The sequence below is a fragment of the Armatimonadota bacterium genome, assembly GCA_020354555.1.
Taxonomy (GTDB): Bacteria; Armatimonadota; Hebobacteria.
This window is the reverse complement of sequence record CP070648.1, coordinates 833922-859138: the sequence shown is the minus strand read 5'-3', so window position 1 is coordinate 859138 and position 25217 is coordinate 833922. Positions and strand designations below refer to the sequence as shown.

At 67.0% G+C, this 25217-nt stretch carries 31 protein-coding genes and 1 tRNA gene; 3 read left to right on the top strand and 29 right to left on the bottom strand.

Annotation, left to right across the window (positions count from 1 at the left end):
• Positions 1–1869, bottom strand: a 1869-nt coding sequence (locus JSV65_03545) for a hypothetical protein (protein ID UCH35434.1), incomplete at its 3' end; no start/stop codon positions are given.
• 381 nt (positions 1870–2250) lie between these two features.
• Here JSV65_03545 and JSV65_03540 point away from each other — a divergent pair.
• Positions 2251–3381, top strand: a complete 1131-nt coding sequence (locus JSV65_03540; GenBank protein UCH36691.1) for an alanine--glyoxylate aminotransferase family protein — start codon at positions 2251–2253, stop codon at positions 3379–3381.
• 30 nt (positions 3382–3411) lie between these two features.
• The gene (locus JSV65_03535) at positions 3412–5040 is read left to right on the top strand and encodes a phosphoglycerate dehydrogenase (GenBank protein ID UCH35433.1); all 1629 of its coding nucleotides are present in this window, start codon (positions 3412–3414) and stop codon (positions 5038–5040) included.
• 77 nt (positions 5041–5117) lie between these two features.
• On the opposite strand, the gene JSV65_03530 is transcribed toward JSV65_03535, so the two are convergent.
• A tRNA-Pro gene (locus tag JSV65_03530) sits at positions 5118–5194 on the bottom strand.
• Positions 5195–5618: 424 nt separating this feature from the next.
• Here JSV65_03530 and JSV65_03525 point away from each other — a divergent pair.
• Positions 5619–7952: a hypothetical protein gene (locus JSV65_03525; GenBank protein UCH35432.1), complete on the top strand. Its 2334-nt coding sequence runs from the start codon at positions 5619–5621 to the stop codon at positions 7950–7952.
• A 15-nt stretch (positions 7953–7967) separates the two neighbouring features.
• Here JSV65_03525 and JSV65_03520 read toward each other — a convergent pair whose 3' ends face one another.
• From JSV65_03520 to rpmC, 27 genes are all read right to left on the bottom strand, one after another.
• Positions 7968–9014, bottom strand: a complete 1047-nt coding sequence (locus JSV65_03520) for a LysM peptidoglycan-binding domain-containing C40 family peptidase (protein ID UCH35431.1) — start codon at positions 9012–9014, stop codon at positions 7968–7970.
• Between the two features lie 200 nt (positions 9015–9214).
• Entirely contained in the window at positions 9215–9607 is a 393-nt protein-coding gene (rpsI, locus tag JSV65_03515; protein UCH35430.1) for a 30S ribosomal protein S9, read from the bottom strand.
• Positions 9600–10106 (bottom strand): 50S ribosomal protein L13, encoded by a 507-nt coding sequence (gene rplM / locus JSV65_03510; GenBank protein UCH35429.1) that lies wholly within the window; start codon positions 10104–10106, stop codon positions 9600–9602. The genes rpsI and rplM overlap by 8 nt, the downstream gene beginning before the upstream one ends.
• A 60-nt stretch (positions 10107–10166) precedes the next feature.
• Positions 10167–10901: a tRNA pseudouridine(38-40) synthase TruA gene (gene truA, locus JSV65_03505; protein ID UCH35428.1), complete on the bottom strand. Its 735-nt coding sequence runs from the start codon at positions 10899–10901 to the stop codon at positions 10167–10169.
• 109 nt (positions 10902–11010) lie between these two features.
• Positions 11011–11379, bottom strand: a complete 369-nt coding sequence (gene rplQ, locus JSV65_03500; protein ID UCH35427.1) for a 50S ribosomal protein L17 — start codon at positions 11377–11379, stop codon at positions 11011–11013.
• A 42-nt stretch (positions 11380–11421) separates the two neighbouring features.
• Entirely contained in the window at positions 11422–12474 is a 1053-nt protein-coding gene (locus tag JSV65_03495; protein UCH35426.1) for a DNA-directed RNA polymerase subunit alpha, read from the bottom strand.
• Positions 12475–12499: 25 nt separating this feature from the next.
• Entirely contained in the window at positions 12500–13126 is a 627-nt protein-coding gene (rpsD, locus tag JSV65_03490) for a 30S ribosomal protein S4 (GenBank protein UCH35425.1), read from the bottom strand.
• Positions 13127–13301: 175 nt separating this feature from the next.
• Positions 13302–13688, bottom strand: a complete 387-nt coding sequence (rpsK, locus tag JSV65_03485) for a 30S ribosomal protein S11 (protein UCH35424.1) — start codon at positions 13686–13688, stop codon at positions 13302–13304.
• An 81-nt stretch (positions 13689–13769) separates the two neighbouring features.
• The gene (rpsM, locus tag JSV65_03480) at positions 13770–14150 is read right to left on the bottom strand and encodes a 30S ribosomal protein S13 (protein ID UCH35423.1); all 381 of its coding nucleotides are present in this window, start codon (positions 14148–14150) and stop codon (positions 13770–13772) included.
• 11 nt (positions 14151–14161) lie between these two features.
• Positions 14162–14287, bottom strand: a complete 126-nt coding sequence (gene rpmJ / locus JSV65_03475; GenBank protein ID UCH35422.1) for a 50S ribosomal protein L36 — start codon at positions 14285–14287, stop codon at positions 14162–14164.
• A 43-nt stretch (positions 14288–14330) separates the two neighbouring features.
• Positions 14331–14549, bottom strand: coding sequence for a translation initiation factor IF-1 (gene infA / locus JSV65_03470; protein UCH35421.1), 219 nt, complete (start codon positions 14547–14549; stop codon positions 14331–14333).
• A 21-nt stretch (positions 14550–14570) separates the two neighbouring features.
• Positions 14571–15281 (bottom strand): type I methionyl aminopeptidase, encoded by a 711-nt coding sequence (gene map / locus JSV65_03465; GenBank protein UCH36690.1) that lies wholly within the window; start codon positions 15279–15281, stop codon positions 14571–14573.
• 58 nt (positions 15282–15339) lie between these two features.
• The gene (locus JSV65_03460; GenBank protein ID UCH35420.1) at positions 15340–15993 is read right to left on the bottom strand and encodes an adenylate kinase; all 654 of its coding nucleotides are present in this window, start codon (positions 15991–15993) and stop codon (positions 15340–15342) included.
• A complete protein-coding gene (gene secY / locus JSV65_03455; protein ID UCH36689.1) occupies positions 15993–17267 on the bottom strand; it encodes a preprotein translocase subunit SecY in 1275 nt (424 codons plus the stop codon). Before secY ends, JSV65_03460 begins: the two co-directional genes overlap by 1 nt.
• Before the next feature lie 22 nt (positions 17268–17289).
• Entirely contained in the window at positions 17290–17745 is a 456-nt protein-coding gene (rplO, locus tag JSV65_03450) for a 50S ribosomal protein L15 (GenBank protein ID UCH35419.1), read from the bottom strand.
• Between the two features lie 220 nt (positions 17746–17965).
• Positions 17966–18163, bottom strand: a complete 198-nt coding sequence (gene rpmD, locus JSV65_03445) for a 50S ribosomal protein L30 (GenBank protein UCH35418.1) — start codon at positions 18161–18163, stop codon at positions 17966–17968.
• Entirely contained in the window at positions 18132–18773 is a 642-nt protein-coding gene (gene rpsE / locus JSV65_03440) for a 30S ribosomal protein S5 (protein ID UCH35417.1), read from the bottom strand. The genes rpmD and rpsE overlap by 32 nt, the downstream gene beginning before the upstream one ends.
• A gap of 41 nt (positions 18774–18814) precedes the next feature.
• Positions 18815–19183 carry a 50S ribosomal protein L18 gene (gene rplR / locus JSV65_03435; protein UCH35416.1) on the bottom strand — a complete coding sequence of 123 codons (369 nt, stop codon included), beginning with the start codon at positions 19181–19183 and terminating at the stop codon, positions 18815–18817.
• A gap of 67 nt (positions 19184–19250) precedes the next feature.
• Entirely contained in the window at positions 19251–19832 is a 582-nt protein-coding gene (gene rplF, locus JSV65_03430; GenBank protein ID UCH35415.1) for a 50S ribosomal protein L6, read from the bottom strand.
• 37 nt (positions 19833–19869) lie between these two features.
• Positions 19870–20268, bottom strand: coding sequence for a 30S ribosomal protein S8 (gene rpsH / locus JSV65_03425; protein ID UCH35414.1), 399 nt, complete (start codon positions 20266–20268; stop codon positions 19870–19872).
• Positions 20269–20278: 10 nt separating this feature from the next.
• The gene (locus tag JSV65_03420; GenBank protein ID UCH35413.1) at positions 20279–20464 is read right to left on the bottom strand and encodes a type Z 30S ribosomal protein S14; all 186 of its coding nucleotides are present in this window, start codon (positions 20462–20464) and stop codon (positions 20279–20281) included.
• 11 nt (positions 20465–20475) lie between these two features.
• Positions 20476–21471: a 50S ribosomal protein L5 gene (gene rplE, locus JSV65_03415; GenBank protein ID UCH35412.1), complete on the bottom strand. Its 996-nt coding sequence runs from the start codon at positions 21469–21471 to the stop codon at positions 20476–20478.
• A gap of 20 nt (positions 21472–21491) precedes the next feature.
• Positions 21492–21920 carry a 50S ribosomal protein L24 gene (gene rplX / locus JSV65_03410; protein ID UCH35411.1) on the bottom strand — a complete coding sequence of 143 codons (429 nt, stop codon included), beginning with the start codon at positions 21918–21920 and terminating at the stop codon, positions 21492–21494.
• A 155-nt stretch (positions 21921–22075) separates the two neighbouring features.
• Positions 22076–22444 carry a 50S ribosomal protein L14 gene (rplN, locus tag JSV65_03405; protein ID UCH35410.1) on the bottom strand — a complete coding sequence of 123 codons (369 nt, stop codon included), beginning with the start codon at positions 22442–22444 and terminating at the stop codon, positions 22076–22078.
• Between the two features lie 98 nt (positions 22445–22542).
• On the bottom strand, positions 22543–24627 hold the full coding sequence (fusA, locus tag JSV65_03400; GenBank protein ID UCH35409.1) for an elongation factor G: 2085 nt from the start codon (positions 24625–24627) through the stop codon (positions 22543–22545).
• Between the two features lie 79 nt (positions 24628–24706).
• Positions 24707–24970 carry a 30S ribosomal protein S17 gene (gene rpsQ / locus JSV65_03395; GenBank protein UCH35408.1) on the bottom strand — a complete coding sequence of 88 codons (264 nt, stop codon included), beginning with the start codon at positions 24968–24970 and terminating at the stop codon, positions 24707–24709.
• A gap of 54 nt (positions 24971–25024) precedes the next feature.
• Entirely contained in the window at positions 25025–25216 is a 192-nt protein-coding gene (rpmC, locus tag JSV65_03390; GenBank protein UCH35407.1) for a 50S ribosomal protein L29, read from the bottom strand.
• Position 25217: the final 1 nt, after the last annotated feature.

Here is a 25217-nt window from a genome sequence, read left to right as displayed (position 1 = left end):
AGCGACATAGACGCGGCCGTCAGAGACGGCTACGTCTAGAGCACCGCCTGGGGTGTCCCAGAACGCCACTTCCTTCGGGTGGGTCGGATCCGATACATCCACGATCCGAAGCCCGGCACCGCCTGTGACGACGTACGCGTATGCTCCTGACACAGCAATATCGGACACCAGGTTTGAATCCGGCCAGACCGGCTCTGATAGCGCGAGCGAGCCAACGGGCACCGGGTTGAAGGGATCAGCGATATCGAGCACGTACATCGAGTTAGAGTCGCCGACGTAGGCGTGACTATCCGAAACCGCAACACCGTACGCAAGCCCGTGCGTCTGCCAGTGACCAATCTCAGCCGGACGCGTCGGGTCGGACACGTCAACAACGGACAGTCCTTGCCGACCGCGTGCCACATATGCGTTGTCGCCGTGCACCGCCACGTCCTCAGCCCAATTCAGCCCAGCGAGGGCCCCGGCCAGTTTCGGGCAGGATGGGTCAGAGACGTCCATGATCCACAGGCTATTCGCTCTCGCTACATACACGTAGCGGCCTGCCACTGCAAGGCCTAGCCACATATTCCACTCAGGATCGACGTAGCGGCCAACGACAACCGGTTCTCCGGGAGTCGAGACGTCAACGACGGTCAGGCCCGTGTCGTAGTACGCGCGCGCTGTGAGGTACACATAGTCTCCCGAGACTTCTATGGACTGTCCGTTGGCAATGCAGGATCCCAACCGTGAGGGTTGCTGTGGATCGCTCGCATCGATAACGACAAGGCGATAGCGGTGCGTGGCCACATAGGCATACCCTCCCTGGGCCGCTACGCGGCCCGTTTCGAAGCCCCACTGGCCCACGACAAGGGGCGTGCTCGCATCCAGCACGTCGACAGCGATCACCTTCTCGTTCCCGGCGACATAGACATACGGCCACGAGGCCGCCAGCGCGCCACCAGAGCCGGCAGCTTCAGATGTCTGGCAGGCTCCCACGATCCCTGGACACGCAGCGTCTGCCAGGTCCAACACGTACAGCCACTGCGGGGCGTCTTGGGGTAGTTCCTCCCGAGTGGCAACGTAGGCATACCTGCCCTCTATCTCGATGTCCTGCGGGCACCAGAGAAGAGCAACCGAGCCCGCGAGCCACGGGGACGCAGGATCCGACACATCCACGATGAGCACGTGCGCGTAGTATCTGTCCGCGATATATGCATATCCGCCCAAAATGGCGACGCCACTCGGAAACAGGCGCTTTGTTGATTCCCAGTAGCCGACCTGTACCGGTTTCTGCGGCTGCGACACGTCTACCACGCGTAGACCTCTCGACGCATCCACGACGTACGCGTAGCTGCCGGAGACCGCTACCTCGGATGCTTCGCCAGCGGCCAGGTAGAAGCCGACCGGGGTAGGGGCCGCGGGATTAGAGACGTCCACGATTCGCAGCCCGGATCGGCCATCCGCGACATAGACGTGGTGCCCTGCGACTGCAAGCCCCTGAATCGGCTCCGGCACTACACAGTGACCGACCTGCAAGGGGTCGGTCGGGTCTGTCACGTCAATGACGTACATGCTCATGCTCGACCCGAGGTAGGCATACGCGCCGGATACGGCGATGGTAGTGCAAACATACGAACAGGGCGGATCGTAGTAGCCCACCAGGCGGGGCTGGCTGGGCAAGGAGACATCCATGATGGTCATGGCCGCAGACGCAGCAATGTAGAGGTAGTCGCCCTGGCGGGCGGCGTCCCGGCCAACGCCGACACCCCATTGCGCTATCGGCGGCCAAGTGCCGCCGTCGGCAGATGCAGGACTCAAGCAGATGAATGTGAGGAGAATCAGTAGGAATGCTGCGGAGAGGAGCGGACCCAGACAAAGGGCGCGGTTCATGTCTTCCCTCCCAATCACCCCGCACGCCTTGACGCAACAGGGTCAAAGGATGTATTGCGGCGGGTCGCAGCAATCCCCGAGTTGAGCCGGGGCCGGGCTGCCAGGAACCCCCTCAGGCTCCGCTTCCCGTGGCCCCAGCACGGGGGGAGACGGGCTCCCGCTCAGTGCATACCCCGGCGCGGCGCTCGGCAAACGCTCGACCACGACGGAGAGTTTTCGGACGTAACAGAGGAATTCCACACCATTCTTGACAGGCCCTGCACTCTCCAAGCATAATATGACCCGTCGCTCGTTCGCTGGGGTACAAGCGCCGGTGCTCAGCCGGGGCGAATCCGCATCATCAGATAACGGAGGCGTCCTTTGGAAGAAAAGCAGTTGCTCATGATACCCGGTCCCACCCCCGTTGCCCCGTCCGTCCTGCGGGCGTGCAGCAAGCCGATGATCAACCACCGCGGCCCCGAGTTCACCCAACTCCAGAACCGGTGCAACGAAGGGCTGCAGCGCGCATTCAAGACCACGGCCGACGTCCTGACCCTCACCTGTTCCGGCACCGGGGCGCTGGAAGCGGCGGTGGTCAGCACGCTGTCACCCGGAGACAAAGTGCTAAGCCTCTCTATCGGCTCCTTCGGCGACCGCTTCGCCGAGATCGCCGAGGCCTTCGGCGCTGACGTCGAGCGGATGCCGTCGGAGTGGGGCGCGGCGGTGGATGCGGATCTCGTCGCCGCGCGGCTGAAGAAGGACTCGGCGCGCGGGATCAAGGCAGTGCTGGTGACGCACAACGAGACTTCGACGGGCGTCACCAATGACGTGGCCGCGGTTGCCGCGGTGGTGCGCGATCACGGCGCGCTGCTGCTGGTGGACGCGGTGAGCAGCCTGGTGGCGATTGACCTGCGCACCGACGAGTGGGGGATCGACGTCGTCGCCGCCGCGTCGCAGAAAGCATTCATGGTGCCGCCGGGTCTCGCGTTTGTCTCGATGAATGACCGCGCCTGGGCCGCCAACGCGCAGGCGAAGATGCACCGCTACTACCTCGACCTGAAGAAGGCAAAGGAGTTCATGGACAAGGGGCAGACGCCGTGGACGCCGGCCCTGCCGCAGATGTACGGACTGGATGAAGGGCTGCGCATGATTGAGCAGGAGGGGCTGGAGAACTGCTTCGCGCGGCACCGGCGTCTCGGCGCCGCCGTGCGCGCGGCGTGCGATGTCATGGGACTCAAGCTACTCGCCGATCGCAGGTATGCGTCGAACGCCGTTACCGCGATCGTCGCCCCGGACGGCATCGGCCCCGCCAAGGTTCGCTCGCTGCTGCTGGACAAGTACGGCGTGGTGCTCGCCGGCGGCCAGGGCAAGCTCAAGGAAACCGTGTTCCGTATCGGGCACCTGGGCTACGTCAACGAGACGGACATCATGACCACCCTGGCGGCGCTCGGCGCGGGGTTGCACGAACTCGGTGTGAAAGTGGACATCGGCGCCGCCCTCGATGCTGCCCACAAAGAGCTGACCGGTCGTTAGCCGGTGCGACGCCCACAGGAATAGCCAACGATGCCTACGCGCAAGGAACCCAAGAGAGCGAAGAAGACGCGGCCGACGTTTCGGGCGCTGGTGAGCGACCCGATCGCCGACGCCGGACTCGACATCTTGCGTCGCGACCCGGATATCGAGGTCGTGGTCAAGACGGATCATACGCCCGATGAGTTGAAGCAGGCGATATCCAAGGCCGACGCCCTGCTTGTGCGCAGCCAGACCAGGGTGACGGCAGAGGTCATCGAGGCCGCCAAGCGGCTGAAGGTCATCGCGCGCGCTGGTGTCGGCGTGGACAACGTGGACGTCGCCGCGGCGACGCGGCGGGGGGTTGTCGTCCTCAACTCTCCCGAGGGCAACACCATCGCGGCGACCGAGCACACCATCGCGCTGCTGCTCGCGCTGTCGCGCCGCATACCCGACGCGCATGAGTCAATGCGCAGGGGTGAATGGAAGCGCAGCAAGTTCGTCGGCGTCGAACTGTACAATAAAGTGCTCGGGATCGTCGGCCTCGGCAAGATCGGCGCCGAGGTCGCGCGGCGGGCGCGCGCCTTCGGGATGCGGCTGCTCGTGTTCGATCCATTCATCGCCGCGGAACACGCGGAGCGACTCGGCGCGGAGTTGGTCGCTCTGGACGATCTGCTTGCCCGGGCGGACTACCTCACGATTCACACGCCGCTTACCAAGGACACGCGCGGCCTTATCGGCAAAGCCGGGCTCGCCAAGGCCAAGCGCGGCCTGCGCATTGTCAACACCGCCCGCGGCGGCATCGTTGACGAGCAGGCGCTGGCCGAGGCGGTCAAAGCCGGCGTCGTCGCCGGCGCGGCGATTGACGTCTTCGAGGAGGAACCGCCGAAGGACTCGCCGCTCGCGGACGTCGAGGGCATCATCCTCACGCCGCACCTCGGCGCTTCCACGGAGGAGGCGCAGATCAAGGTTGCCGTGGACGTGGCGGAGCAGGTCGTGGAGGTCATCCACGGCCGGCCCGCGCGCACCGCGGTCAATGTCTCGCCGGTGGGCGCGGAGGCGCTGGCCGCGCTGCAGCCCTATATCACTCTCGCAGAACGAATCGGCCGGCTTCAAGCCCAGCTCGCGGAAGGACACGTCGAGGACGTCGAGATAACCTATAGCGGCGAGATCGCGGAACTCGATGTCTCCGCCGTGACTCGCTCGCTCCTCGTCGGGCTGCTGCAGCCCGCCCTCGAGGAGCCGGTCAACCTGGTCAATGCGCCGCTGCTGGCGGAGCAGCGCGGCCTCAAGGTCAAGGAGTCGAAGAGCACGACCGCCGAGGACTACGCCAGCCTCATCACCAGCCGCATTGAGTCGGACCCGGGCGCGCAGGTCGTGGCGGGCACCCTGTTCGGGCGGAACGACCTGCGGATCGTGCGCCTCAACGAGTACCGGGTGGACTTCGAGCCGACGGGCTACATGCTCATCGCCGACCATCACGACCGCCCCGGGGTGATCGGCAAGGTCGGGACGATTCTGGGCAATGACGACATCAACATCGCGGGCATGCACGTCGGCCGCAGGACGGCGCGCGGCAAGGCGGTGATGGTTCTCGCGGTGGACAGCCTGGTTCCCCCGGCGGTGATGAAGAAGATCAGCCGCCTCGACAGCATGTACCGCGTGGTGCAGGTGGAGCTGTAAGGCGAAACCGCTCAGATCAAACGAGATCGAGGACAATGAAGGCACGGCGCGCGCCGTGCCTTCTGCGTTTCGAATGCTGGTCGGGGCGGGCAGACTTGAACTGCCGACCTCACGGTCCCGAACCGTGCGCTCTACCAAACTGAGCTACGCCCCGGATATTTGGATTATATCAGAACCCTCCGCCGCCGGTCAATTGGACGGCCATACCGCGTGCGCCGCAAGGACGAATCACCCTCGCTCGCCCCATCCCCGGGACATCACCGCTGCCCACAGCTTCCTTGCGACCGGATGACTGCGGCCGTGCGCGGGAGCCCCTGACGGCGCACCGGACGGCGGCTGCGCAGGCGGTCATTCTGGGGTGCGGCGATGAACCGCTGCCTTTCAATGCGGGAGTTCACTCCCGCGCTCCGCAGGTCGCCTTTCTTCCGACCTCGCATTCCGTCGATCTCCAACGCCCGCCCGTCGCAGCAGCGGGATCACAGGCCAGTAGGTATCCTCCGGCCCGGCGCAGGGGAAACGCTCGCCGCTGCGAAATACATCACGATGCCCGACACCTATCGAATCTCTGGAGTGGTGCATTGGATCTGCTCTTCGTGCTTGTCGCCGCAGCCACAGCGCTGAGCCTGGCTTCGGCATCGGCGTCGGTGACGCCGCGAGGCATGGACCTCACTGAAGCGACGATCATCCTGGACAACCCCACGGGCGACGTGCACGAGGCGAAGGCGGTGCAGTTGCTCGTCGAGGAGGTCAAGCGGCGATCCGGCGTGGAGTGGCCGGTCGCGACCCGACCGCCGGCGGACCAGCCCGTGGTGGCCCTGAGTGCGGACCGGGAAGGCCCTCCGGAGGGCTACTCGGTCGCCGTGCGCGCGTCGGAGGAGCCCCCGCTCGTCGCCGTCGCCGGCAATGACATCCGTGGCCGGCTGTTCGGCATCGGGCGCTTGCTGCGGGCGCTCGATTTCGCTGACGGTCGAATCACGCTCGACGCGGACCTCGACGTCGCATCCGCGCCGCAGGTCGCCCTGCGCGGTCACCAGCCCAGTTATCGCGCCAAGTCGAACTCGTATGACGCCTGGGACAAAGCCCGCTACGAGCAGTACCTGCGCGACCTCATCATCTTCGGCGCCAACGCGCTGGAGATCGTCCCTTCGATCACCCCCGACGACGTCGCAGACAGCGCCATCATGCCCGTGGATCCGTGGGAGATGACGCTGTGGCTGGCCGAGATTGCCCACCAGTACGGGCTGATCGTCTGCCTGTGGGTGCCGAACACCGAGGACGACATCCTGACGCCCGACGGCCGCCGCGCCGCGCTCGAGAACCGGCGACGCCTCTATGAGGCGTGCCGGCGCGTGGACGAGGTGTTCGTTCCCGGCGGCGACCCGGGCAATCTGCACCCGCGCGATTTCATGCCTCTCACCGCCGAGCACGCCGCGCTCCTCAAGCGCATCCATCCCGAATCCACGATGTGGGTGTCGGCTCAGAACTTCCGGGGCGAGGCGCTCGACTACTTCTACGAATACCTGCAGACGGAGCAGCCGGACTGGCTCGATGGGATCGTGTACGCGCCGTGGGTCGAAGATACGATGCAGCACATGCGCGAGGCGGTGCCTGCTAGATATGCGCTCCGCCGCTACCCCGACATCTGCCACACCGTGCGCTGCCAGTACCCGGTGCCTGCGTGGGATCAGGCTTTCGCCATCACGGCGAACCGCGAGCCCATCGCCCCCCGCCCCACGCAGTACGCGCATATCTACAAGCGGTTCGCCGACCTCGCGTGCGGCTTCGTCACCTACTCCGACGGCATTGCCGACGATGTCAACAAGTTCATCTGGAACGTCATGGGGTGGGACCGTGACACCGACGTCCGCACGGCGCTGGTGGAGTACGGGCGCGTCTATATCTCCCAGGAAATGGCCGAGGACATCGCCGACGGCATCCTCGCCCTCGAACGCAACTGGGAGCGGCCGGCGGCGGATAACGACGGCATCGCCGAAACGCTGGTGCACTGGCAAGCGCTTGAGCGCCGCGCCGGCCGCGAGGTGCTGGGGAACTGGCGGTTCCAGCAGATGCTGTTGCGCGCGTATTACGATGCCTATGTGCAGGCGCGGCTGCGCTTCGAGAGCGGACTGGAGCAGCAGGCGCTGCGCGCGCTCGCGCGGGCCGGCGACGTCGGCTGTGACGAGGCCGCGGCCGCGGCAAGGAGCATTCTCTCTCGCGCCGACGCCGAGAGGCCGCACGCTGACTGGCGAGCGCGCATTGACGAACTCGCGGACGATCTGTGGGAGAGCATCGGCGCGCAGCTCACCGTCGAGCGCCACCACGCCTCCGGCTGGGAGCGCGGCGCGATGGTGACCACGCTCGACTGGCCGCTCAACAACCGCGGCTGGATCGAGGCGGACCTCGCGGCAGCCGCCGAGAAGGACGAGACCGAGAAGCTCGCGGCGATGCGGCGCATCGTCGAATGGGAGGACGCGGGGCCGGGCGGGTTCTATGACAACCTGGGGCAGCGCTGGAGCGAGCCGCACCTCGTCGTCGAGCCGGGGTGGGATACGGATCCCGGCTTCTGCCTCAGCGCGCAGGATGAGTTCGGCGGGGACGAGGGCCGGCTGTCGTGGCGATGCCAGGGGCAGACTCTGTTCGGCACGCCGCTGCGAATGCGCTACGAGGGCCTGGATCCAGATGCGTCGTACCGGGTGCGCGTCACCTATGCCGGCCGCCACCGGGCGACGGCGAAGCTCGCCGCCAACGGGCGCTTCGAGATCCACGGGGAACTCGGGCCGAGTGATCCCGTCGCGCCGGTGGAGTTCGACATACCGCGACAGGCGACGGCGGGGGGGGCCTTGGAGTTGACGTGGAGCCGGTGCACCGGGCGCGGCGTGCAGGTGGCGGAGGTGTGGCTGCTCAAGCAGTGACGCGTGCCGGCCGCCTCACGGGCGGCGCGCGCCGACGAGCCGATGGCGGTAGAATCCCGACCGCAGAGTATCTATGCCGACGTACCCGCGCCGGGATGAGGCGTGGATGAACTGGCCGTTGCCGATGTAGATGCCGGTGTGGCCGATATACCCCTCGCTGTTGACGAAGTACAAGCGATCGCCTATGGCAAGCTGATCCAGCGCGACGCCGTACCCGACGTTGAACTGCGCGGCGGCGGTGCGCGGCAGGTGGACGCCGCGGTCGCGGAACACGGTCTGCACGAATGCCGAGCAGTCGGTCGGCCCCGGCGGCACGCCGCCGTAGCGGTAGGGCAGCCCGTAGTAGCGGAAGGCGGCCTCGACGATCGCCGTGCGGCCGTTGACGCCCGCCGGGACCTCGATCCCCGCCACGAGTTCCACGGCCTGCACGCCGAGGTCTTGCTTGGGCACCCACGCCACTGCGCCGTCGGACATCAGAATGCCATAGTGCTCGCCGTACTGGCAGGAGACGCAGACGTTCGTGCCGCGCGGGATAGTGCACAGGCGCTCATCGCCACGCGGATCAGCCACCGCGACGGCGTCCTGCACCGTGACGCCCAGGTACCCAACCACGGGGCCGCTGCGCGCCTGGGCAGCGGGCTTGATGGTCAGTTCCGCCGCCTCGACGTCGCGCGCCTGCTTCTCCTCGGCCGCGAACGCCTCCTGGGCCGTGCGACCCGCTGCGGCGTCCCGGGCGATGGGGATCATCAGCGATTCGCCCGGCTCGAGCTTGGCTCCCGGGGCGAGACCGTTGAACTCGGCAATCGCCGATTCCTCAACGCCGAAGCGCGCGGCGATGGTCGCCAGCGTGTCGCCCTCTTGGATCGAATAGACCTCGTACGCCGCCGCGGCGAGCACGCCGCTCCCGGCAAGGCAGAGCAGCAGCACGACAGCCCAGGCGACGAGGGTGAAAGTCTTGCGATGACACATAGGCTTGGGGGTGACGAAACCGGCCACAGACCACAGAGTTCCGGGCATCACCGGAGCGGCGCCAACCGGCGCCCGCGTAGCCGCGTCACCCAAGGTTCTCTCCGGACGGGGTTGTCGAACCGAATCTCCAGCACGGCGAGCCCTCCGCGAACAGGAGAACCGATTGGGTTATTCCACATAGCCCCACGATTGCTCACCGATCCGGCTGCGCTGCGCGGGGCGAAGGCGGTTCGCCCGCCGAGCGCACGATCGGCAACCCTATGCCGCGCCTCGCGCGGCGGCGGGCGTCGGGACTAGCGCTTGGTCCACTGGAAGCCGCGGCGCGCGCGCTTGCGGCCGTACTTCTTGCGCTCCTTGATGCGCGAGTCGCGCGTGAGCATACCGGACTTGCGCAGGACCGACCGCAGGTTCTCGTCGTAGGCGACGAGCGCTCTCGCGATGCCGTGGCGCACCGCCCCGGCCTGCCCGGACACGCCGCCCCCCGTGGTGTCGGCTTTGACGTCGAAGCGCGCCATCGTATCCGTCACCTCAAGCGGCTCGCGGACGAGCACTTCGAGGGTCTTGCGCCCCACGTATTGACCGATCGGCCTGCTGTTGACGGTTATCCGCCCCTGACCGGGGCTGACCAGCCACACCTTGGCCACGGCGTCCTTGCGGCGTCCGGTTCCGTAGTATCGTTCAGCCATTGTTCTCTCCCGTCTCTGCACCCGCGGGCTGCGGCGGCGCCGCAGCTGCGGCGCGGCGGCCGCGCTGCGTGACGTGCGGCTGTGGCCGCTGGGCCTGGTGGGGATGATCGGGGCCGCGGTAAATCTTGAGCTTGCGCAGCATCGCCCGGCCGAGGCGATTATGGGGCAGCATGCCGCGCACCGCTCGCCGCAGCACCTCCTGCGGCTTCTCCGCCAACAGATCTCCGTAGCGGTGCGCCTTGAGCCCACCCGGATAGCCGGAATGGTGATAGACCATCTTGTTGGTGGCTTTGTTAGCGGTCGCCACGAGCTTGTCGGCATTGATGACCACGACGTGATCCCCGGTGTCTACGTGCGGCGCGTAGATCGGCTTGTGCTTGCCGCGCAGGAGCGCCGCCACCTCCGCCGCCACTCGCCCGACCGGCGTGCCCGCCGCATCCACGACAAGCCATTTGCGCTCCACGTCTTGCTTGCGTGGGCTATAGGTCTTCGTACGCATTATCGCTAACCCTCGTCTTTGGCGCTGCGCCCCGCGCATATGCCGGTGCGCTTGCGCCGATCAGTACCGCACCCGGACGAGGCACAGCCCGTGGGGCGGCGCCGGGGGGCCGATACGGCCGCGATCCCCCGATTTCATTATCCGTTGCACGTCGGCCGGCGCCAGCTCCCCGCGGCCCACAGCGAGCAGCGCCGCGACCGCGATGCGCGCCATCTGGTACAGGAAGCTGTTCGCTTCAATCACGACGATCACGACGTCGCCGAGCCGCATCACGCGCGCCGCGGTCACGCGACGCACGGTCGACGCGCTGGGACTGCCCGCGGCCTGAAACGCCGCGAAATCATGCTCGCCCACGAGCGGGCGCGCCGCTCCCCGCATCGCCGCCAAGTCGAGCGTGTCGCCGGTCTGGTAGGCGAACCGCCCCAGCAGCGCCGACGGCTCGCCGCGATTCAGAATCGTATACTGATACCGCCTGCTTGTCGCCATCCGGCGCGCGTGGAAATCGTCGCCGACCTCCTGCGCGCGCTTGACCACTATCTGGCGCGGCAGCAACCGGTTGACCGCCCTCGGCCACCGCGCCGCGGGCACCGGACGCTCGCTCCGGAAATTGACGACCTGCCCGAGAGCGTGCACGCCGGCGTCGGTTCTGCCGGCCGCCGTTATCGCGACCGGTTCGTCGAGCAGCTTGCCCAGGGCGGCCTCAAGCTCGCCCTGAATGGTCGGCAGGCGCGACTGCCTTTGGAAGCCGCAGTAACCGGTGCCGTCGTATTCAACGACCAGCTTGATGTTCGCCATGCAGGCGCTGAAGTGTCAGATCCGAAATCTCAGATGCCGCTCTCGCAATCGGATCCCGGCCGGCGATCCCGCCGTCGCGATGCCGGGGACGCGTCTCGCGGTTGGCGTCTCACGTGCCTGCCTCGTAGTCCACGAGTTCCAGGCGGGCCATGGGTGCGGCGTCGCCGCGGCGCATCCCGGTACGGATGATGCGGGAGTACCCGCCGGTGCGCTCTCGGTACGTGGGCGCGACCTTGAGGAAAAGGTGCGCCACCAAGTCGCGATCGTTGAGGAACTTGCGTGCCTCGCGCCGGTGGTGGACGGTATCCTCGCGAGCGAGAGTGATCAGCTTCTCGACGAGCGGGCGCGCTTCTTTGGCCCTGGTGTGGGTGGTCTTCACCTTCCCGTGCCACAGCACATCCGACACCAGCCCGCGCAGCAGCGCCATGCGCTGGTCGGTGGGCCTTCCCAATCGTCTTCCGGCTAGCCTGTGTCTCATGCTCCGTGCTGCTCCCTGACAAGCTCGTCCCGCCCGACGGCTTCAGCCTACCGTGTCTTCGTCATCCTCCGACGCGGCCTCATCCTCGGCGCCGATCTCGGTCGGCTCGAGATCCTCCTCGTCGGACTCCACGCCTTCCGAACCCGCGAGGCCCAGCCCGAGGTCTTTGAGTTTCGCCTTGACCTCGTTGAGCGACTTGCGCCCGAAATTACGGATCTGCATGAGATCGCTCTCGCTGCGTTCGATGAGTTCCCCGACGGTGGTGATGCCGTCCTTGCGCAGGCAGTTGTTGGTGCGAACCGAGAAATCCATATCCTCCATACGTGTTTCGAGCAGGCGCTGACGGGCGAGGTCGGCCTCGGCGCTCGGCGCCTCCTCGCGTTCCTCGGCGGAGAAGTCGAAGAACAGGATGAGGTAGCGATCGAGTATCTTCGCCGCCTCGCTGATAGCGTCCGCGGGCCCGATAGTGCCGTTGGTGCGCACCTCGAAGGTGAGGCGGTCGTAGTCCGTGAGATGTCCCACGCGCGTCGGTTCGACGCGGAACGTCACCCGGCGCACGGGCGAGAAGATGGCATCCACGGGGATGGTTCCGATCTCGTGCTTCCGCTGCTGCTCCTCGGCGACGATATAGCCGGTGCCGACTTCGACATCCAACTCGACCGCGAGGCGCGCATCTTCGCCGTCGAGCGTGACCAGGTGGAGATCCTTGTTGACGATCTCGACCTCGGCCGGCGTCTCGATATCCGCAGCCAGGACCTCGCCGGGGCCGGCGCGGTCCAAGCGCAGGATGAGCGGGGCCTCGCCGCGCCCGAGCTGGCTGTCGGTGACGCGGATGGCAAGCTCCTTGATGTTGAGGAGCCACTCCGTGGTGTCCTCGACCGCGCCGGGGACGGAGGAGAATTCGTGCAGCACGGACTCGATGCGTACCGCGACGACCGCCGCCCCGGGGATGGACGTCAGCAGCACGCGCCGCAGGGCGTTGCCGAGCGTCGTGCCGTATCCCTTCTCCAGGGGCTCGACCTGAAACTTGCCGTACGTCGGATCCGACGCGTCGTCGAGTCTTTCGATTTTCGCGCTGACAGTATCTAGAAGCATCGGGATGCGCTCCTTTGGGCGGGGGCTAACGGGAGTAGTACTCGACCACGAGTTGCTCTTGCGCCTCCACGTCTATGTCCTCGCGCCTCGGGAAGGAGACGATGGTGCCCCGCATGTTCTCGGCATCGAGTTCGAGCCACTCCGGCAGGCGCCGGGTACCGACCGCGGACAGGCTGACCCGAATCGGCTCCGCCTGCTTGCTGCCCTCGCGCACCTCGATGACGTCGCTCGGCCTGACCACGTAGGAGGGCACGTTGACCGTCCTGCCGTTGACCGCGAAGTGCTCGTGGGCGACGAGTTGGCGCGCCTGGCTGCGCGATCCGGCGAACCCGAGGCGATAGACCGCATTGTCCAGGCGCCGCTCCAGCAACTGCAGCAGATTCTCGCCGGTGACGCCCGGACGGCGCTCGGCTTCCTGGAAGTAGCGGCGAAACTGGCGCTCGAGGACGCCGTAGATCTTGCGCAGCTTCTGCTTCTCGCGCAGCTGCAGCCCGTAGTCCGACATCTTGCGCCGCCCCTGGCCGTGCTGCCCCGGCGGATACGTCCGCCGCTCCACCGCACACTTGGGCGTATAGCACCGGTCGCCCTTGAGGTACAACCGCACGCCCTCGCGCCGGCATTGACGGCAGCGCGCGTCTCTATATCGTGCCATGAACTTCGCTCCCCTGAGAATTCCTATCCATACCACCAAGCCACCAAGGCACGACGTACGAGAAACCGATGGCTCCCTGGTGTCCGTGTGTCCGTGCGATTCGCAACCCACACTCCCTGCGCCAGGCCGCGCCGGCGATGCTTTGCTCGTCCCCGCCGGTCGCGGGCAAGGCGGTTCATACGCGTCGTCGCTTCGGCGGCCGGCACCCGTTGTGGGGTATCGGCGTCATATCGCGAATGACTGCGATCTCGAGACCGGCGGCCTGCAGCGAGCGGATCGCCGTCTCGCGCCCGGAGCCGGGGCCCCTGACGTACACGTCCACGCGCTTCATGCCCATCTCCATGGCGCGACGCGCCACCGTCTCGGCAGTTGACTGCGCCGCGAACGGCGTTCCCTTGCGCGTGCCCTTGAATCCCACCGACCCCGCGCTCGCCCACGCGACCGCATTGCCATTGGGGTCGGTGATGGTGACCACGGTGTTATTGAACGTGGACTTGATATAAGCGCGCCCGTAGGGAACGGAACGCCGCTCGCGCCTTCGCTGTCTCGGCCCTTTCCTCATGTAGTGCTCCTGTCGCTACCTCTCGCCCGCCGATCTACTGTTCCCGTCGCCATCCCGTGCCCGAGCACGGGCCCGCGCCGGCTACTTCTTGCCGCTGCCACGGCGCACGCCCACCGTGCGGCGGGGGCCCTTACGCGTGCGGGCGTTGGTGCTGGTGCGCTGGCCCCGCACCGGGAGGCCCCGGCGGTGGCGCAGGCCGCGATAGCTGCCGATCTCCATCAGGCGTTTGATATTGCCGGTCACCTCGCGCCGCAGGTCGCCCTCGACGCGGTACTCCTCGGCGAGGGCGTCGCGCAACCGCGTCGTTTCCTCGTCGGTCAGATCGCGAACCCGCGTGTCCGGGGCGACCCCGGTCTGCGCGAGCAGCGCCCGGCTGCGCGAGACCCCAATGCCGTAGATATACGTGAGCGCGACCTCGACGCGCTTGTCGCGCGGCAGGTCTACACCAGCGATTCGTGCCATCTCAGTACCTCTCAGCCCTGCACTTGCTTGTGCTTGGCGCTCTTGCTCGGATCGCTGCAGATCACGCGCACCTTGCCACCACGCTTCACGACCTTGCAGCGGTCACACATTTTCCTGACCGAAGCTCTGACCTTCATGTCACATCCTCTCCTCGCCGTGCGCCGCGCGCGGCGAGGCGCGTCACTTGTAGCGCCACACGATGCGCCCGCGGCTCAAGTCGTAGGGCGAGACCTCCACCTTGACCCGGTCGCCGGGCAGGATGCGGATGTACGACATCCTGATCTTGCCCGAGACGTGCGCGAGCACTTCGTGCCCCGACTCCAGCTTGACCCTGAACATGGCGTTCGGCCGAGTCTCGGTGACCGTCCCCTCTACCTCGATGGGAGCTTCCTTCGACAAAGGCTCTCCTCGTTCGGCGCCCTAGTGGGCGGTAATGATTTCGGCGGCGCCATCCCGCACCACGACGGTATGCTCCCAGTGAGCGCTGAGGCTGCCGTCCTGGGTACGGAAGGTCCAGCCGTCGGCGTCTTTTGTAATCTCCCAGCCGCCCTCGTTGACCATCGGCTCGATAGCCAGGGTCATGCCGGGGCGCAACTCCAGGTCGGTCGCCCCGTCCGCGTAGTTGGCGACCTGCAACCCTTCGTGCATCTCCCGGCCGATGCTGTGACCGACCAACTCGCGCACCACGGAATACCCGCTGCCCGCCGCGCGCGCCTCAATCGCGCGCGCGAGGTCGCGCAGCGTGCGCCCCGCCCGCGCTTGCGCGATGCCGTCGTACAGCGCCTGCCTCGTCACCCGCACCAGACGCCGCGCCTGCGGGCTGATCTTGCCCACCGCGTACGTCGCCGCAGCATCGGCGTGATACCCGTCGGCGATCGCGCCCACGTCTATGCCTACGATGTCGCCCTCTCTCAACCTCCCGCGCCCGGGCAGCCCGTGCACGACCTCGTCGTTGACCGACACGCAGACGCTCGCCGGAAACCCGTTATACCCCTTGAACGACGGCACCGCTCCGCGGCTGCGAATCAGCGCCTCCGCGATCCGATCGAGTTCAGCCGTGTCCATCCCCGGCACGATCGCCGCGCGCATCGCCGCCAGCGCCTCCGCGACGACCTTGCCCGCCCGCTTCATGGCCTCGATTTCAGCCTCGGTCTTGACGACGACCGCCGGCCCGCGCGTCGCCCGCGCTCTATCGCGCACCGTTCTCGCCCGCGGGCAGCGCGGTCGCGGCCTCCTCGATCACCGCCGCCGAGCCGCGCGTTCCATCCACCGCGCGCAGCCGCCCCCGCTCGCGATAGTGCGCCAACACCGGCGCCGTCTGCGCCCGGTACACCTCGAGCCGCCGACGCACCGCCTGCGGCGCATCGTCGCTGCGCTGCATCAGATCCGCACCGCAACGGTCGCAGATGCCCGGCCGCTGCGGAGGCATCGTGTCCACTTGGTAGATCGCCCCGCAGTCCGCACACACCCGCCGCCCCGACAGGCGCCGTATCAGTTCCTCCTCGGGCACCTGGAGGTCGAGAACGACGTCCACGCCGCCGTCCAGCATATCATCCAGCGCCTCTGCCTGCGGGAGAGTGCGCGGGAAGCCGTCGAGTATGAATCCACGCTGCGCATCCGGCTCGCCGAGCCGCCGCCGCACCATCTCCAGTATCAGGTCATCGGGCACGAGTTCACCGGCGTCCATGTGCTCCCGGGCCTTGCGGCCGAGATCCGTGCCCTGTCTCACGTGCTCCCGCAGCATGTCACCGGTGGCGATGTGCGGAATGCCCCATTTCTCGTTGAGCGCCCCCGCGATGGTGCCCTTGCCGGCGCCCGGAGGCCCGAACATGATCACGCGCATCAGCGGATAAACCCCTCGTAGTGGCGCATGACCAGATGGGCCTCGATTTGCTGCATCGTCTCCAGGGCGACGCCGACCACAATCAGCAGCGACGTTCCCCCAACCAGCGTGTAGGTGCGAACGCCGGTGATGTCCTGGACGTAGAACTGCATGAGCGCGATGACGCCGAGGAACAGCGCGCCCGCCAGGGTCAGGCGCACCAGCACCCGGTCGAGGTAGTCGCGCGTCGGCTTGCCCGGGCGGATGCCGGGGACGTAACCGCCGCTCTTCTTCAGGTTATCCGAGACTTCCTCAACGTTGAATGTCACCGCGGTGTAGAAGTAGGTGAAGAAGATGACGAGCAAGAAATAGATCGTCGATCCCGCCGCGCTGTTGCCCGGGCTGAACCACCTGAGCACGGTTGCGCGCATGTCCTCCCACGCCTCGGGCACCGGGATGAACTGGGCGACGGTCGCCGGGAACATCGCGACGGAGATCGCGAAGATGATCGGGATCACGCCTGCCGAGTTGACGCGCAGCGGCAGGTAGGTGCTGGAGCCGGAGTACATGCGCGTGCCGACGACGCGCTTCGCGTGCTGCACCGGGATCTTGCGTTGGCCCTGCTGCATGTAGACGATGGCGAGGATGGTGCCGACGAGGATGATCGCCAGGAACGCGACATTGCTGATGCCGAATACCTGGCTGCGCAATGCCTCCCAGGTCCGCAAAACGTCGTACGGCACGCTCGCCATGATCCCCGCGAAGATGATAAGCGAGACGCCGTTGCCGATGCCCTTGTCGGTGATTTGCTCGCCCAACCACATGAGAAACGCGGTGCCGGCGGTGAGCGTGAGCGCCATCGGCACCAGTCCCAGCACCGACGGCGTTACGATGACCTCCTGGCGGCGGAGCATCAGCGTCAGCCCCAACGCCTGGAGCATGGCGAGCGCGATGGTGAGGTAGCGCGTGTACTGGGATATCTTGCGCCGCCCGCTCTCGCCCTCGCGCGCGAGTTCCTGGATGCGCGGGGAGGCCATGCCCAGCAACTGGAAGATGATCGAAGCATTGATGTACGGGATGATGCCCATGGCGAAGATCGAGAACTTGCGCAGGGCGCCGCCCGAGAACGCGTCGAACAGGCCGAGCAGATCCCCGCCCTTCTCGAACAGCTGATTCATCATGGCGCGGTCGATATTGGGAATCGGTATGTGCAGGCCGCACACGAACACCGCGAACATGGCGAACACGAACAGTATCCGCCCCCGCAGGTCGGGCAGCTTGAAGGCGGCCACCAGTGATCCGAGGGAGCCGGTCACCTCAGGCCTCCTCCACCGATCCGCCGGCGCCTTCCAGCTTGGCGCGCGCCGACGCGCTGAAGTGGGCGGCAAGGACGCGCAGGGGCTTCGTGATCTCCCCTTCGCCGAGGACGCGCACACCGTCCCTGACGGACTTGATGACGCCGGACTCGACGAGCAACTCCGGCGTCACGTTCGTGCCGGCGTCGAAGCGCGCCAATTGCCCGACATTGACAATCGCGTATTCCTTGCGGAACATGCCTCGCGGCATGGCGGCCTTGGAGACGCCGCGCAGCTTCCGCATGCGCCGATAAAGCGGCGTCTGGCCGCCCTCGAAGCGCGGGGGCACGCTGCCGCGCGCATGCTGCCCTTTCATGCCGCGGCCGCACGTCTTGCCGCGGCCCGAGCCGATGCCGAACCCGACGCGCTTGCGTCGCCTCTTCGATCCCGGCGTCGGCGATAGCTGTCCTATCCTCATCTTACAACCCTTGCTTGATACGATCTCACAACACTCATGCGTTGCGCTGTCGCGTGACAGTCGAAGCCGGACTCCGCATGAAAACTCCGGCGGCCATCTCTGCGCCGTGCCCGACACTGGTCGGGCACTGTCAGTCAGTTCACAGTAGGCGGCTCAACGTCCCGGCCGATCCTCTTTATTATACGCGAAATCCGTGCCGTGCGCGATGACAGGTGCGCGCTCACTCCGCCCCCTCGGCCTCCACTTCCTCCACCTCGACCAAATGGCGGATGGCGCGGATCATACCCCTGACCTGCGGCGTATCGCGGTGCAGCGCGGTCTTGCGAATGCGCGTGAGGCCCAGGGAGCGCGCGGTGTGCTGCTGGTTGCGCAGCCGGTCTGCCGTGCTACGTACCAGAGTTATCTTGAGCCTGCGCATTGCGAGCTTGCTCCTTCTGAGTATGCTCCGCGTCGCCTGCGTCCGACGCCCCGCCGCCCTCCGCCGGCGCCTCGGTCAGCGCCACCTGTTGCCCCCGCGGCGGAGAGTACGCGTCAATGATTTCCGACGGCGGCTTGCCGCGGCGCGCCGCGACCTGCTGCGGAGTCGTCAGCGCCGTCAGGCACTTCATCGTGGCGCGGGCGATGTTGATTGGGTTGGCGCTGCCCAACGACTTGGTCAGGATGTCCTTGATCCCGGCGACCTCAACCACCGCGCGCACGGCGCCGCCAGCGATGACGCCGGTACCCGGGCTCGCGGGGCGCAGGATGACCTTCGCCGCCCCGAACTCCCCTACCACCTCGTGAGGTATGGTCGTCCCGAGCAGGGCGACCCGCCGCAGCTCCTTCTTGGCATCCTCGGCGCCCTTGCGGATCGCCTCCGGCACCTCCGCCGCCTTGCCCAGTCCGACCCCGACGACGCCCGCGCCGTCACCGGCCACGACCAGGGCATTCCAGCGCAGCGTGCGCCCGCCCTTATGCACCTTCTGCACTCGGTTGAGAGCGATCACCCGTTCCTCGATCATCAACTCCGAGGCGTCAATTCTCGGCATGGTTACTCCTTGTCATCCGCGCCCGCCCGTGTCGGCCGTCGTCACAGCTCGAGTCCTCCCTCGCGCGCTCCGTCTGCCACGGCCGCGATGCGGCCGTGATACAGGTAGCCGCCGCGGTCGAAGACGACCTTGGTCACGCCCGCGGCGCGGGCCTTCGCGGCGAGCGCCTTGCCGACCTCGCGAGCGACCTCACGATTCGAGCCGCGCGGCAGGCGAGCGTGCAGTTCAGGATCGAGCGTGGACGCCGCAGCCAACGTGCGCCCGGCAAGATCATCGATGATCTGAGCGTAGATGTGACGCGCGCTGCGGAACACGGACAGGCGCGGCCGCTCGGGCACGCCGAACACGCGCTGGCGTACGCCTCGGCGTCGGCGCTGCCGCCCTTTGACCTTTTCTGCTGTCGGTGTCACGCGCGCTTCCTTTCAACCACAGCCCGCTGCGCAACGCGGGCCGTGCGCAATGTCGAAACGGGTCCTGCTAGCCGATCCCGACTTTCACCGCCGCCTTGCCCGCCTTGCGGCGGACGACCTCGCCGGTGTAACGCAGGCCCTTGCCTTTGTAGGGTTCCGGCTTCCTCACGGCGCGGATATCGGCGGCGAGCTGACCCACTTTCTGCTTGTCAATGCCCTCGACGATGATGCGGGCCGCGAGGTAGTTGTTGTCAGCCATCGGGGTGAAGGTCTCCAGCGACAGCTCCACCCCCTGCGGTGGGTGCACCTCGACGGAGTGCGAGAAGCCAACCTGAAGCACGAGCTTGCGATCCTGCATCTGCGCGCGGTAGCCAACGCCCACGAGATCCAGGCTCTTGCGGAAACCGTCCGTCACGCCCGTCACCATATTGGCGATCAGTGTTCGCGTCAGTCCGTGCAAGGACCTGTGCTCGCGCCCGTCGCTCGGGCGCTCGACGGTTATCGCGCCCGCCTCTATGCGCACCGTCATGTCGGGGTGAGGCTCGCGCTCCAGCGTGCCCTTCGGGCCGGAGACGACGATGCGCCCGTCGTGCATCTCGACGGTCACGCCCGACGGCACCGGCACCGGTTGTTTGCCTACGCGCGACATTTCTCAGTGTCCTCCCGTAACCATCTGTCCAACCCCGTCACCACACGTAGAGCATGACCTCGCCGCCGATCCCCCGACGCCGCGCCTCGCGGCCGGTCATCGGACCCTGCGGCGTTGATATGATCGCGGTGCCGAGCCCGCCCATCACGCGCGGTATGCGGCGCGCGCCGACATAGGTCCTGCGCCCGGGCTTGCTCGCCCGGCGCAGCCCCACAATCGCCGGCTCGCGGCCCTGGCCATACTTGAGAGTGAGCACAAGCACGCCCTGCTTGTTGTCGTCGCGCATCTCGTACTTCTGGATATACCCCTCGGCGCGCAGGATCTTCGCGATGTCGAGCTTGAGCCGCGACGCTGGAATCTCCACCTGCTCGTGACGGACGCCGCACGCGTTGCGGATGCGAGTCAGCATGTCCGCTATCGGGTCGGTCTGGGACATGGGCCTCCTCCTACCAACTTGCCTTGGTTACGCCGGGCAGGAGCCCGCGGTGGGCGAAACTGCGCAGGCAGATCCGGCACATGCCGAACTTGCGGTAGTACGCCCGCCGCCGCCCACAGACCTGGCAACGATGGTACCGGCGAACTCGGAATTTCGGTTCGCGGTTGGCCTTCTCGATCAGCGCCTTCTTGGCCACTCGCCTCTCCTTCAGCTCTCGCGCAGCGGCAGGCCCAGCTTGGTGAGCAGGGCCCGGCCCGCCTCGTCGGTCTTTGCGGACGTCGTGATGGTGATGTTCATCCCGCGCACGCGTTCGATCTCATCTATGTCCAGCTCCGGGAAAATGAGGTGCTCCCGGATGCCCAGGGTATAGTTGCCGCGTCCGTCGAACGAACGCGGGGCCAGGCCGCGAAAGTCGCGGATGCGCGGCAGCGCCGCGTTAAACAGCCGGTCGAGGAACTCGTACATGCGGTCGCCGCGCAGGGTCACGCGGCAGCCGATCGGGTTCTTCTCCCGCACCTTGAACGCAGCGATTGACTTGCGCGCCCGCGTAATCGCCGGACGCTGCCCCGCGACCTGGGCCAGCTCGTTGGCCGCTCCTTCGAGCGCCTTCGGCTCTTGGGTCGCGACGCCGACACCCATGTTGATGACGACCTTCGTCACTCGCGGCGCCTCCATCGGATTCCCGAGACCCAGCTCACGCATCAGCTCGGGCAGGATCTCCTCCCGATAGCGCACCTGGAGCCGCGGCGGGAGCTTCTCCTCGGGCGGCTCGGGCTTGCGCTGCGGCTTGCCCTCGGCCTTTGGCTTGCCTTTGCCCTCGGCCTTTGGCTTGCCTTTACCCTCGGCCTTTGGTTTGCCTTTGCCCTCGGCCTTCGCCTTGCCTTTGCCCTCGGCCTTTGGTCTATCCTTGCCCTCGCCCTCGGCCTTGGCCTCCGCCTTTGGCTTGGCCGGCTTGGCTTTGCGCTCGGCTTTCGGCTCGGCGTCCTGCTCCGGCTGCTCCGGCTCCTCCGGCGCTTCGGGCGCGGCTGCGGACTGGGGCTCTTGGGCGGCCGGCTCGGCCTCAACGCCCGCCTGCGGAACGTCGGCTGGCTCCGCAACATCGGCGGCCGGCGCGGCGTCTGACGCGGACTCGGGCGCTGCCTCGGCCGCGGCTGGCTCCGATTCCGGTCGCACGTCTTCTGTCCGTGGCGTATCTTCAGTCATAGCGACACTTCCGTCGGGACTCAGACTTCGTCAATGTACTCGCTGCAGCGGCGGCAGACGCGGATGCGCTTGCCCGAAACCTCGCGGCGCGTGACCTTGGCGGGGCGATCGCAGCGCGGGCACACGAGCATGACGTTGGAGATGTGCAGCGGTCCCGGCTGCTGGATGCGGCCGGTCTGCATCTGCGCGGCGCGCGAGGTCATGCCCCGCGGCCGGGCGTGCTTGGTGATCATATTGATGCCGTCCACTAGGACCTGGCGCTTGTCGCGGATGACCCCGATCACCTTGCCGCGCCGGCCGGGGTCCTTCTCCGCCTCGCGCTTGAGGCGCGCGGGCTCGAGGCGCGCGAGTTCCTCCTCGCGCCCCTCCATCCGGTGCGCGCGGTCCTTGCCCCTGAGTACGTAAACGGTGTCTCCCTTTTTGATGTCCAGTTGCGTTGTGCGTGCCATAGCTCGGTTCTCCGGGTGCCCCGTATCCGGGTGGGCGGAACTCTTCCGGTCCGCCTCACCTCATTGGCTGCGCTTATCCATGACGCTCGTGCGCCTCGGGCGCAGCCGAAGCGCGCCCTGCGCGCCGGGTCTCAACTCGTCATGAACAATCCGGTCTAGACCACCTCCGGTGCCAGGGACACGATTTTCGTAAACTCGCGGTCGCGCAACTCGCGCGCCACCGGGCCGAAGATGCGCGTCCCCCGCGGATCGTTCGAATCGGTAATCAGCACCGCGGCGTTCTCGTCGAAGCGAATGTGCGAGCCGTCAGGCCGTCCCACGGGCTGAAGCGTGCGCACGATGACGGCCTTCACCACTTCGCCCTTGCGGATCGGCGCCCCGGGGCTCACCTGCTTCACCGCGGCGACGATGGTATCGCCGACGCGCGCGTACTTACGGGCGGATCCGCCCAGCACTCGAATGCATTCTATCTGGCGAGCGCCCGTGTTGTCGGCTACCTTCAGCCGCGTGGACATTTGTATCATTGCCCTGCTCCGCCTTCGCCTCTATTCACTTCGCGGCGTTCGATCGCTGCCGCCCGTATCGCTCGGCTTGTGCCATTCGCGTTCGCGGCCGGCCGGGCTCAGCGCTGCTGCTCGTCCGCCTTACGCTCCTGCGCCTCCTCGACGATGCGCTGGGCGATATGGCCCGGGACCTGTTCGTAGTGCGAGGCCTTCATCAAGTAGCTGGCGCGGCCCTGAGTCATCGAGCGCAGCTCGGTGGCGTACGCGAAGAGCTCGGCGAGAGGCACCTGGGCCCTGACGATCTGCATTCCCGCCGGCCCGGGCTCCATGCCCTGGATCCGGCCGCGCTTGCCGTTGAGATGGCCGATGATGTCACCCATGTATTCATCGGGCACGGCCACTTCGACGCTCATGATCGGCTCCAGAAGCCGCGGCTCCGCCTCCGCCACCGCCTTCTGCAGCGCCATCGAGCCGGCGATCTTGAACGCCATGTCCGATGAATCCACGTTGTGGTAGGAGCCGTCGTACAGCGTCACGCGCAGGTCGACCAGCGGATACGCCGCGAGCACGCCGCGCTGCGCCGCCTCGACGACCCCTTTCTCGACCGCCGGAATGTAGTTCCTGGGCACCACGCCGCCCACGATCTTATCTACGAACTCCAGCCCCGCGCTGCGCTCCAGCGGTTCCACCCGCAGCCATACATCGCCGTACTGCCCACGGCCCCCGGTCTGGCGCTTGTACTTGCCCTGCACCTCCACCGTCTTGGTCACGGTTTCCTTGTACGCCACGCGGGGCGTACTGGTCTCGACCGCGACGCCGAACTTGCGCCGCAGCCGGCCGACGATGACCTCCAGGTGCAGGTCGCCCATGCCGGACAGGAGCGTCTCGTGCGTGTCCGCGGCGATGCTGATACCGGTGGTCGGGTCTTCTTCACGGAGCCGGTCGAGCGCGCTGCTCACTTTCTCCTCGTCGCCCGTGGTCTTGGGCTGCACCGACACCGCAAGCACGGGCTCGGGAAAATCGAAGCCCGGCAAGATGACCTGCGCGTGCTCGTCGCACAGCGTGTCGCCGGTGACCGTATCGTGCAGCTTGGCGATCACGCCCATATCGCCGGCCGCGACGGAGGCCACCGCCTCCTGCTGCTTGCCGCGCGCGATGAAGATCTGCCCGATGCGCTCGCGCCGGTTGCGGTTGGCGTTGTAGACGTTGGCGTCGGAGTGCATGGTGCCGCGGCACACGCGGAACACCGAGAGGCGCCCCGCGTAGGGGTCGGCCATGGTCTTGAAGACCAGCGCCGCCCGGGGCTGCTCCGGGTCGGCGCGAAGCTCGATCTGCTCCTCTCCCTGCGCCGCGGTCAGCGGCGGCGACTGCGTCGGGTCAGGCAGGTACGACACGACTGCGTCGGCCACCACATCAACGGCGATACGCGCCGTCGCCGCAGCGGGAATTGCGGGCACGGCGTTCCCCGCGATCACCGCCGCGCGCAGTCCGTTGCGCGTCTCCTCGGTCGTGAGACTGCCCTGCTCCAAGTACTTCTCGGTGAGCGCGTCGTCCGTTTCCGCCGCCGCCTCCATCAACTGCTCGCGAGCGGCGGCCGCATCGTCGGCCATGTCCGCCGGCACCGCCTCGCGGCTTGCCTTGCCGCCGGAGTACACGACCGCCTGCTCGGAGAGCACGTCAATCACACCGCGGAAGTTCTGCGCGCTACCGATGGGCACGTACAGCGGGATCACATTGCACCCCAGGCGATCGCGCGCGGACTCGACTGCCGATGCGAAGTCGGCGCCCTCCTTGTCCATCTTGTTGACGACGATGAGCGACACGAGGCCCCGGCTCGCGGCCATCTGCCAGTAGCGCTCGGTCTGCACTTCCACCCCGGCGACGGCGTCGACCACCATGATTGCGGCGTCCGCGACGCGCAGGGACGAGATGACCTCGCCGATGAAATCGGCGTAGCCCGGCGTATCCAGGAGGTTGATCTTATGCTCGCGCCATTCGTGCGGCAGCAGGGCGCTGGTGATGGAGATATTGCGCTCGATCTCGTCGGGGTCGCTGTCGCTGACCGTGGTTCCCGCGTCGACGCTGCCCAGGCGGTCAATGATCCCGGCCGCGAACAGCAGCGCCTCGGCCAGGCTCGTCTTACCCGACCCGCCGTGCCCGATGATGCCGACGTTGCGTATGTTCTCTATCGCGTGTTTCTTCATTGAATCTCTTGTCCGCCTGCCCGATGCGCAACCGGCCGCGTGCCCGCCGCCGCGACGGGCGCCGGGACGCGTGCGACAGCTACTTCGCCTTTTCGATCACCGCCGTCACGCGCCACCGCTTGCGCTTGCTCAACGGCCGCGTCTCGGTGACGGTGACGCGGTCGCCGATCCCGCAGCGATTCTCATCGTCCTGGGCGACGAGCTTGGTCGTCCGCTTCACCACCCTGCGGTAGAGCGGGTGCGGGCCCCGCTGCTCCACGGCGACGACGACGGTCTTGTCCATCTTGTCGCTGACGACGACGCCCTCGCGCTGTTTTCTCACTGCTCTCGTGCGTTCCGCCATAATCAGATGTCACCCATCACTGCCATTGTTTTCGGTGGCGACGCGCGGGTCGGCTCAGCCACCCGCGCCGCCGCTCGCCTCGCGCTCCGAGAGGAGCGTCAGGATGCGGGCCATGTCTTTGCGCACCTCCCGAATGCGCATCGGGTTGGGCAACTGCTTGCTCACCTGCTGGAAGCGCAGGCGAAACCACTCGTCGTGCAAGTTGCGCAATCGTTCCTCAAGCTCTACAGTGCTCTGCTCGCGCAGT

What these genes read in the sequence shown, in the direction of transcription:
- rplF (UCH35415.1), bottom strand. Translation starts at nt 19,832, where the DNA reads ATGTCGCGCGTAGGCAAACAACCGGTGCCGGTGCCGTCGGGCGTGACC.
- rpsK (UCH35424.1), bottom strand. Translation starts at nt 13,688, where the DNA reads ATGAGGAAAGGGCCGAGACAGCGAAGGCGCGAGCGGCGTTCCGTTCCC.
- rpsI (UCH35430.1), bottom strand. Translation starts at nt 9,607, where the DNA reads ATGGCTGAACGATACTACGGAACCGGACGCCGCAAGGACGCCGTGGCC.
- JSV65_03495 (UCH35426.1), bottom strand. Translation starts at nt 12,474, where the DNA reads ATGCTTCTAGATACTGTCAGCGCGAAAATCGAAAGACTCGACGACGCG.
- rplM (UCH35429.1), bottom strand. Translation starts at nt 10,106, where the DNA reads ATGCGTACGAAGACCTATAGCCCACGCAAGCAAGACGTGGAGCGCAAA.
- fusA (UCH35409.1), bottom strand. Translation starts at nt 24,627, where the DNA reads ATGAAGAAACACGCGATAGAGAACATACGCAACGTCGGCATCATCGGG.
- rplQ (UCH35427.1), bottom strand. Translation starts at nt 11,379, where the DNA reads ATGAGACACAGGCTAGCCGGAAGACGATTGGGAAGGCCCACCGACCAG.
- rpmD (UCH35418.1), bottom strand. Translation starts at nt 18,163, where the DNA reads ATGCGCAGGCTCAAGATAACTCTGGTACGTAGCACGGCAGACCGGCTG.
- rplE (UCH35412.1), bottom strand. Translation starts at nt 21,471, where the DNA reads ATGACTGAAGATACGCCACGGACAGAAGACGTGCGACCGGAATCGGAG.
- map (UCH36690.1), bottom strand. Translation starts at nt 15,281, where the DNA reads ATGAAGCGGGCGGGCAAGGTCGTCGCGGAGGCGCTGGCGGCGATGCGC.
- rpsE (UCH35417.1), bottom strand. Translation starts at nt 18,773, where the DNA reads ATGCCGAGAATTGACGCCTCGGAGTTGATGATCGAGGAACGGGTGATC.
- rpsM (UCH35423.1), bottom strand. Translation starts at nt 14,150, where the DNA reads ATGGCACGAATCGCTGGTGTAGACCTGCCGCGCGACAAGCGCGTCGAG.
- JSV65_03535 (UCH35433.1), top strand. Translation starts at nt 3,412, where the DNA reads ATGCCTACGCGCAAGGAACCCAAGAGAGCGAAGAAGACGCGGCCGACG.
- rpsQ (UCH35408.1), bottom strand. Translation starts at nt 24,970, where the DNA reads ATGGCGGAACGCACGAGAGCAGTGAGAAAACAGCGCGAGGGCGTCGTC.
- rpsH (UCH35414.1), bottom strand. Translation starts at nt 20,268, where the DNA reads ATGTCCCAGACCGACCCGATAGCGGACATGCTGACTCGCATCCGCAAC.
- rpmJ (UCH35422.1), bottom strand. Translation starts at nt 14,287, where the DNA reads ATGAAGGTCAGAGCTTCGGTCAGGAAAATGTGTGACCGCTGCAAGGTC.
- JSV65_03460 (UCH35420.1), bottom strand. Translation starts at nt 15,993, where the DNA reads ATGCGCGTGATCATGTTCGGGCCTCCGGGCGCCGGCAAGGGCACCATC.
- rplN (UCH35410.1), bottom strand. Translation starts at nt 22,444, where the DNA reads ATGATACAAATGTCCACGCGGCTGAAGGTAGCCGACAACACGGGCGCT.
- rplO (UCH35419.1), bottom strand. Translation starts at nt 17,745, where the DNA reads ATGAGGATAGGACAGCTATCGCCGACGCCGGGATCGAAGAGGCGACGC.
- rplX (UCH35411.1), bottom strand. Translation starts at nt 21,920, where the DNA reads ATGGCACGCACAACGCAACTGGACATCAAAAAGGGAGACACCGTTTAC.
- rpsD (UCH35425.1), bottom strand. Translation starts at nt 13,126, where the DNA reads ATGGCACGATATAGAGACGCGCGCTGCCGTCAATGCCGGCGCGAGGGC.
- JSV65_03540 (UCH36691.1), top strand. Translation starts at nt 2,251, where the DNA reads ATGATACCCGGTCCCACCCCCGTTGCCCCGTCCGTCCTGCGGGCGTGC.
- truA (UCH35428.1), bottom strand. Translation starts at nt 10,901, where the DNA reads ATGGCGAACATCAAGCTGGTCGTTGAATACGACGGCACCGGTTACTGC.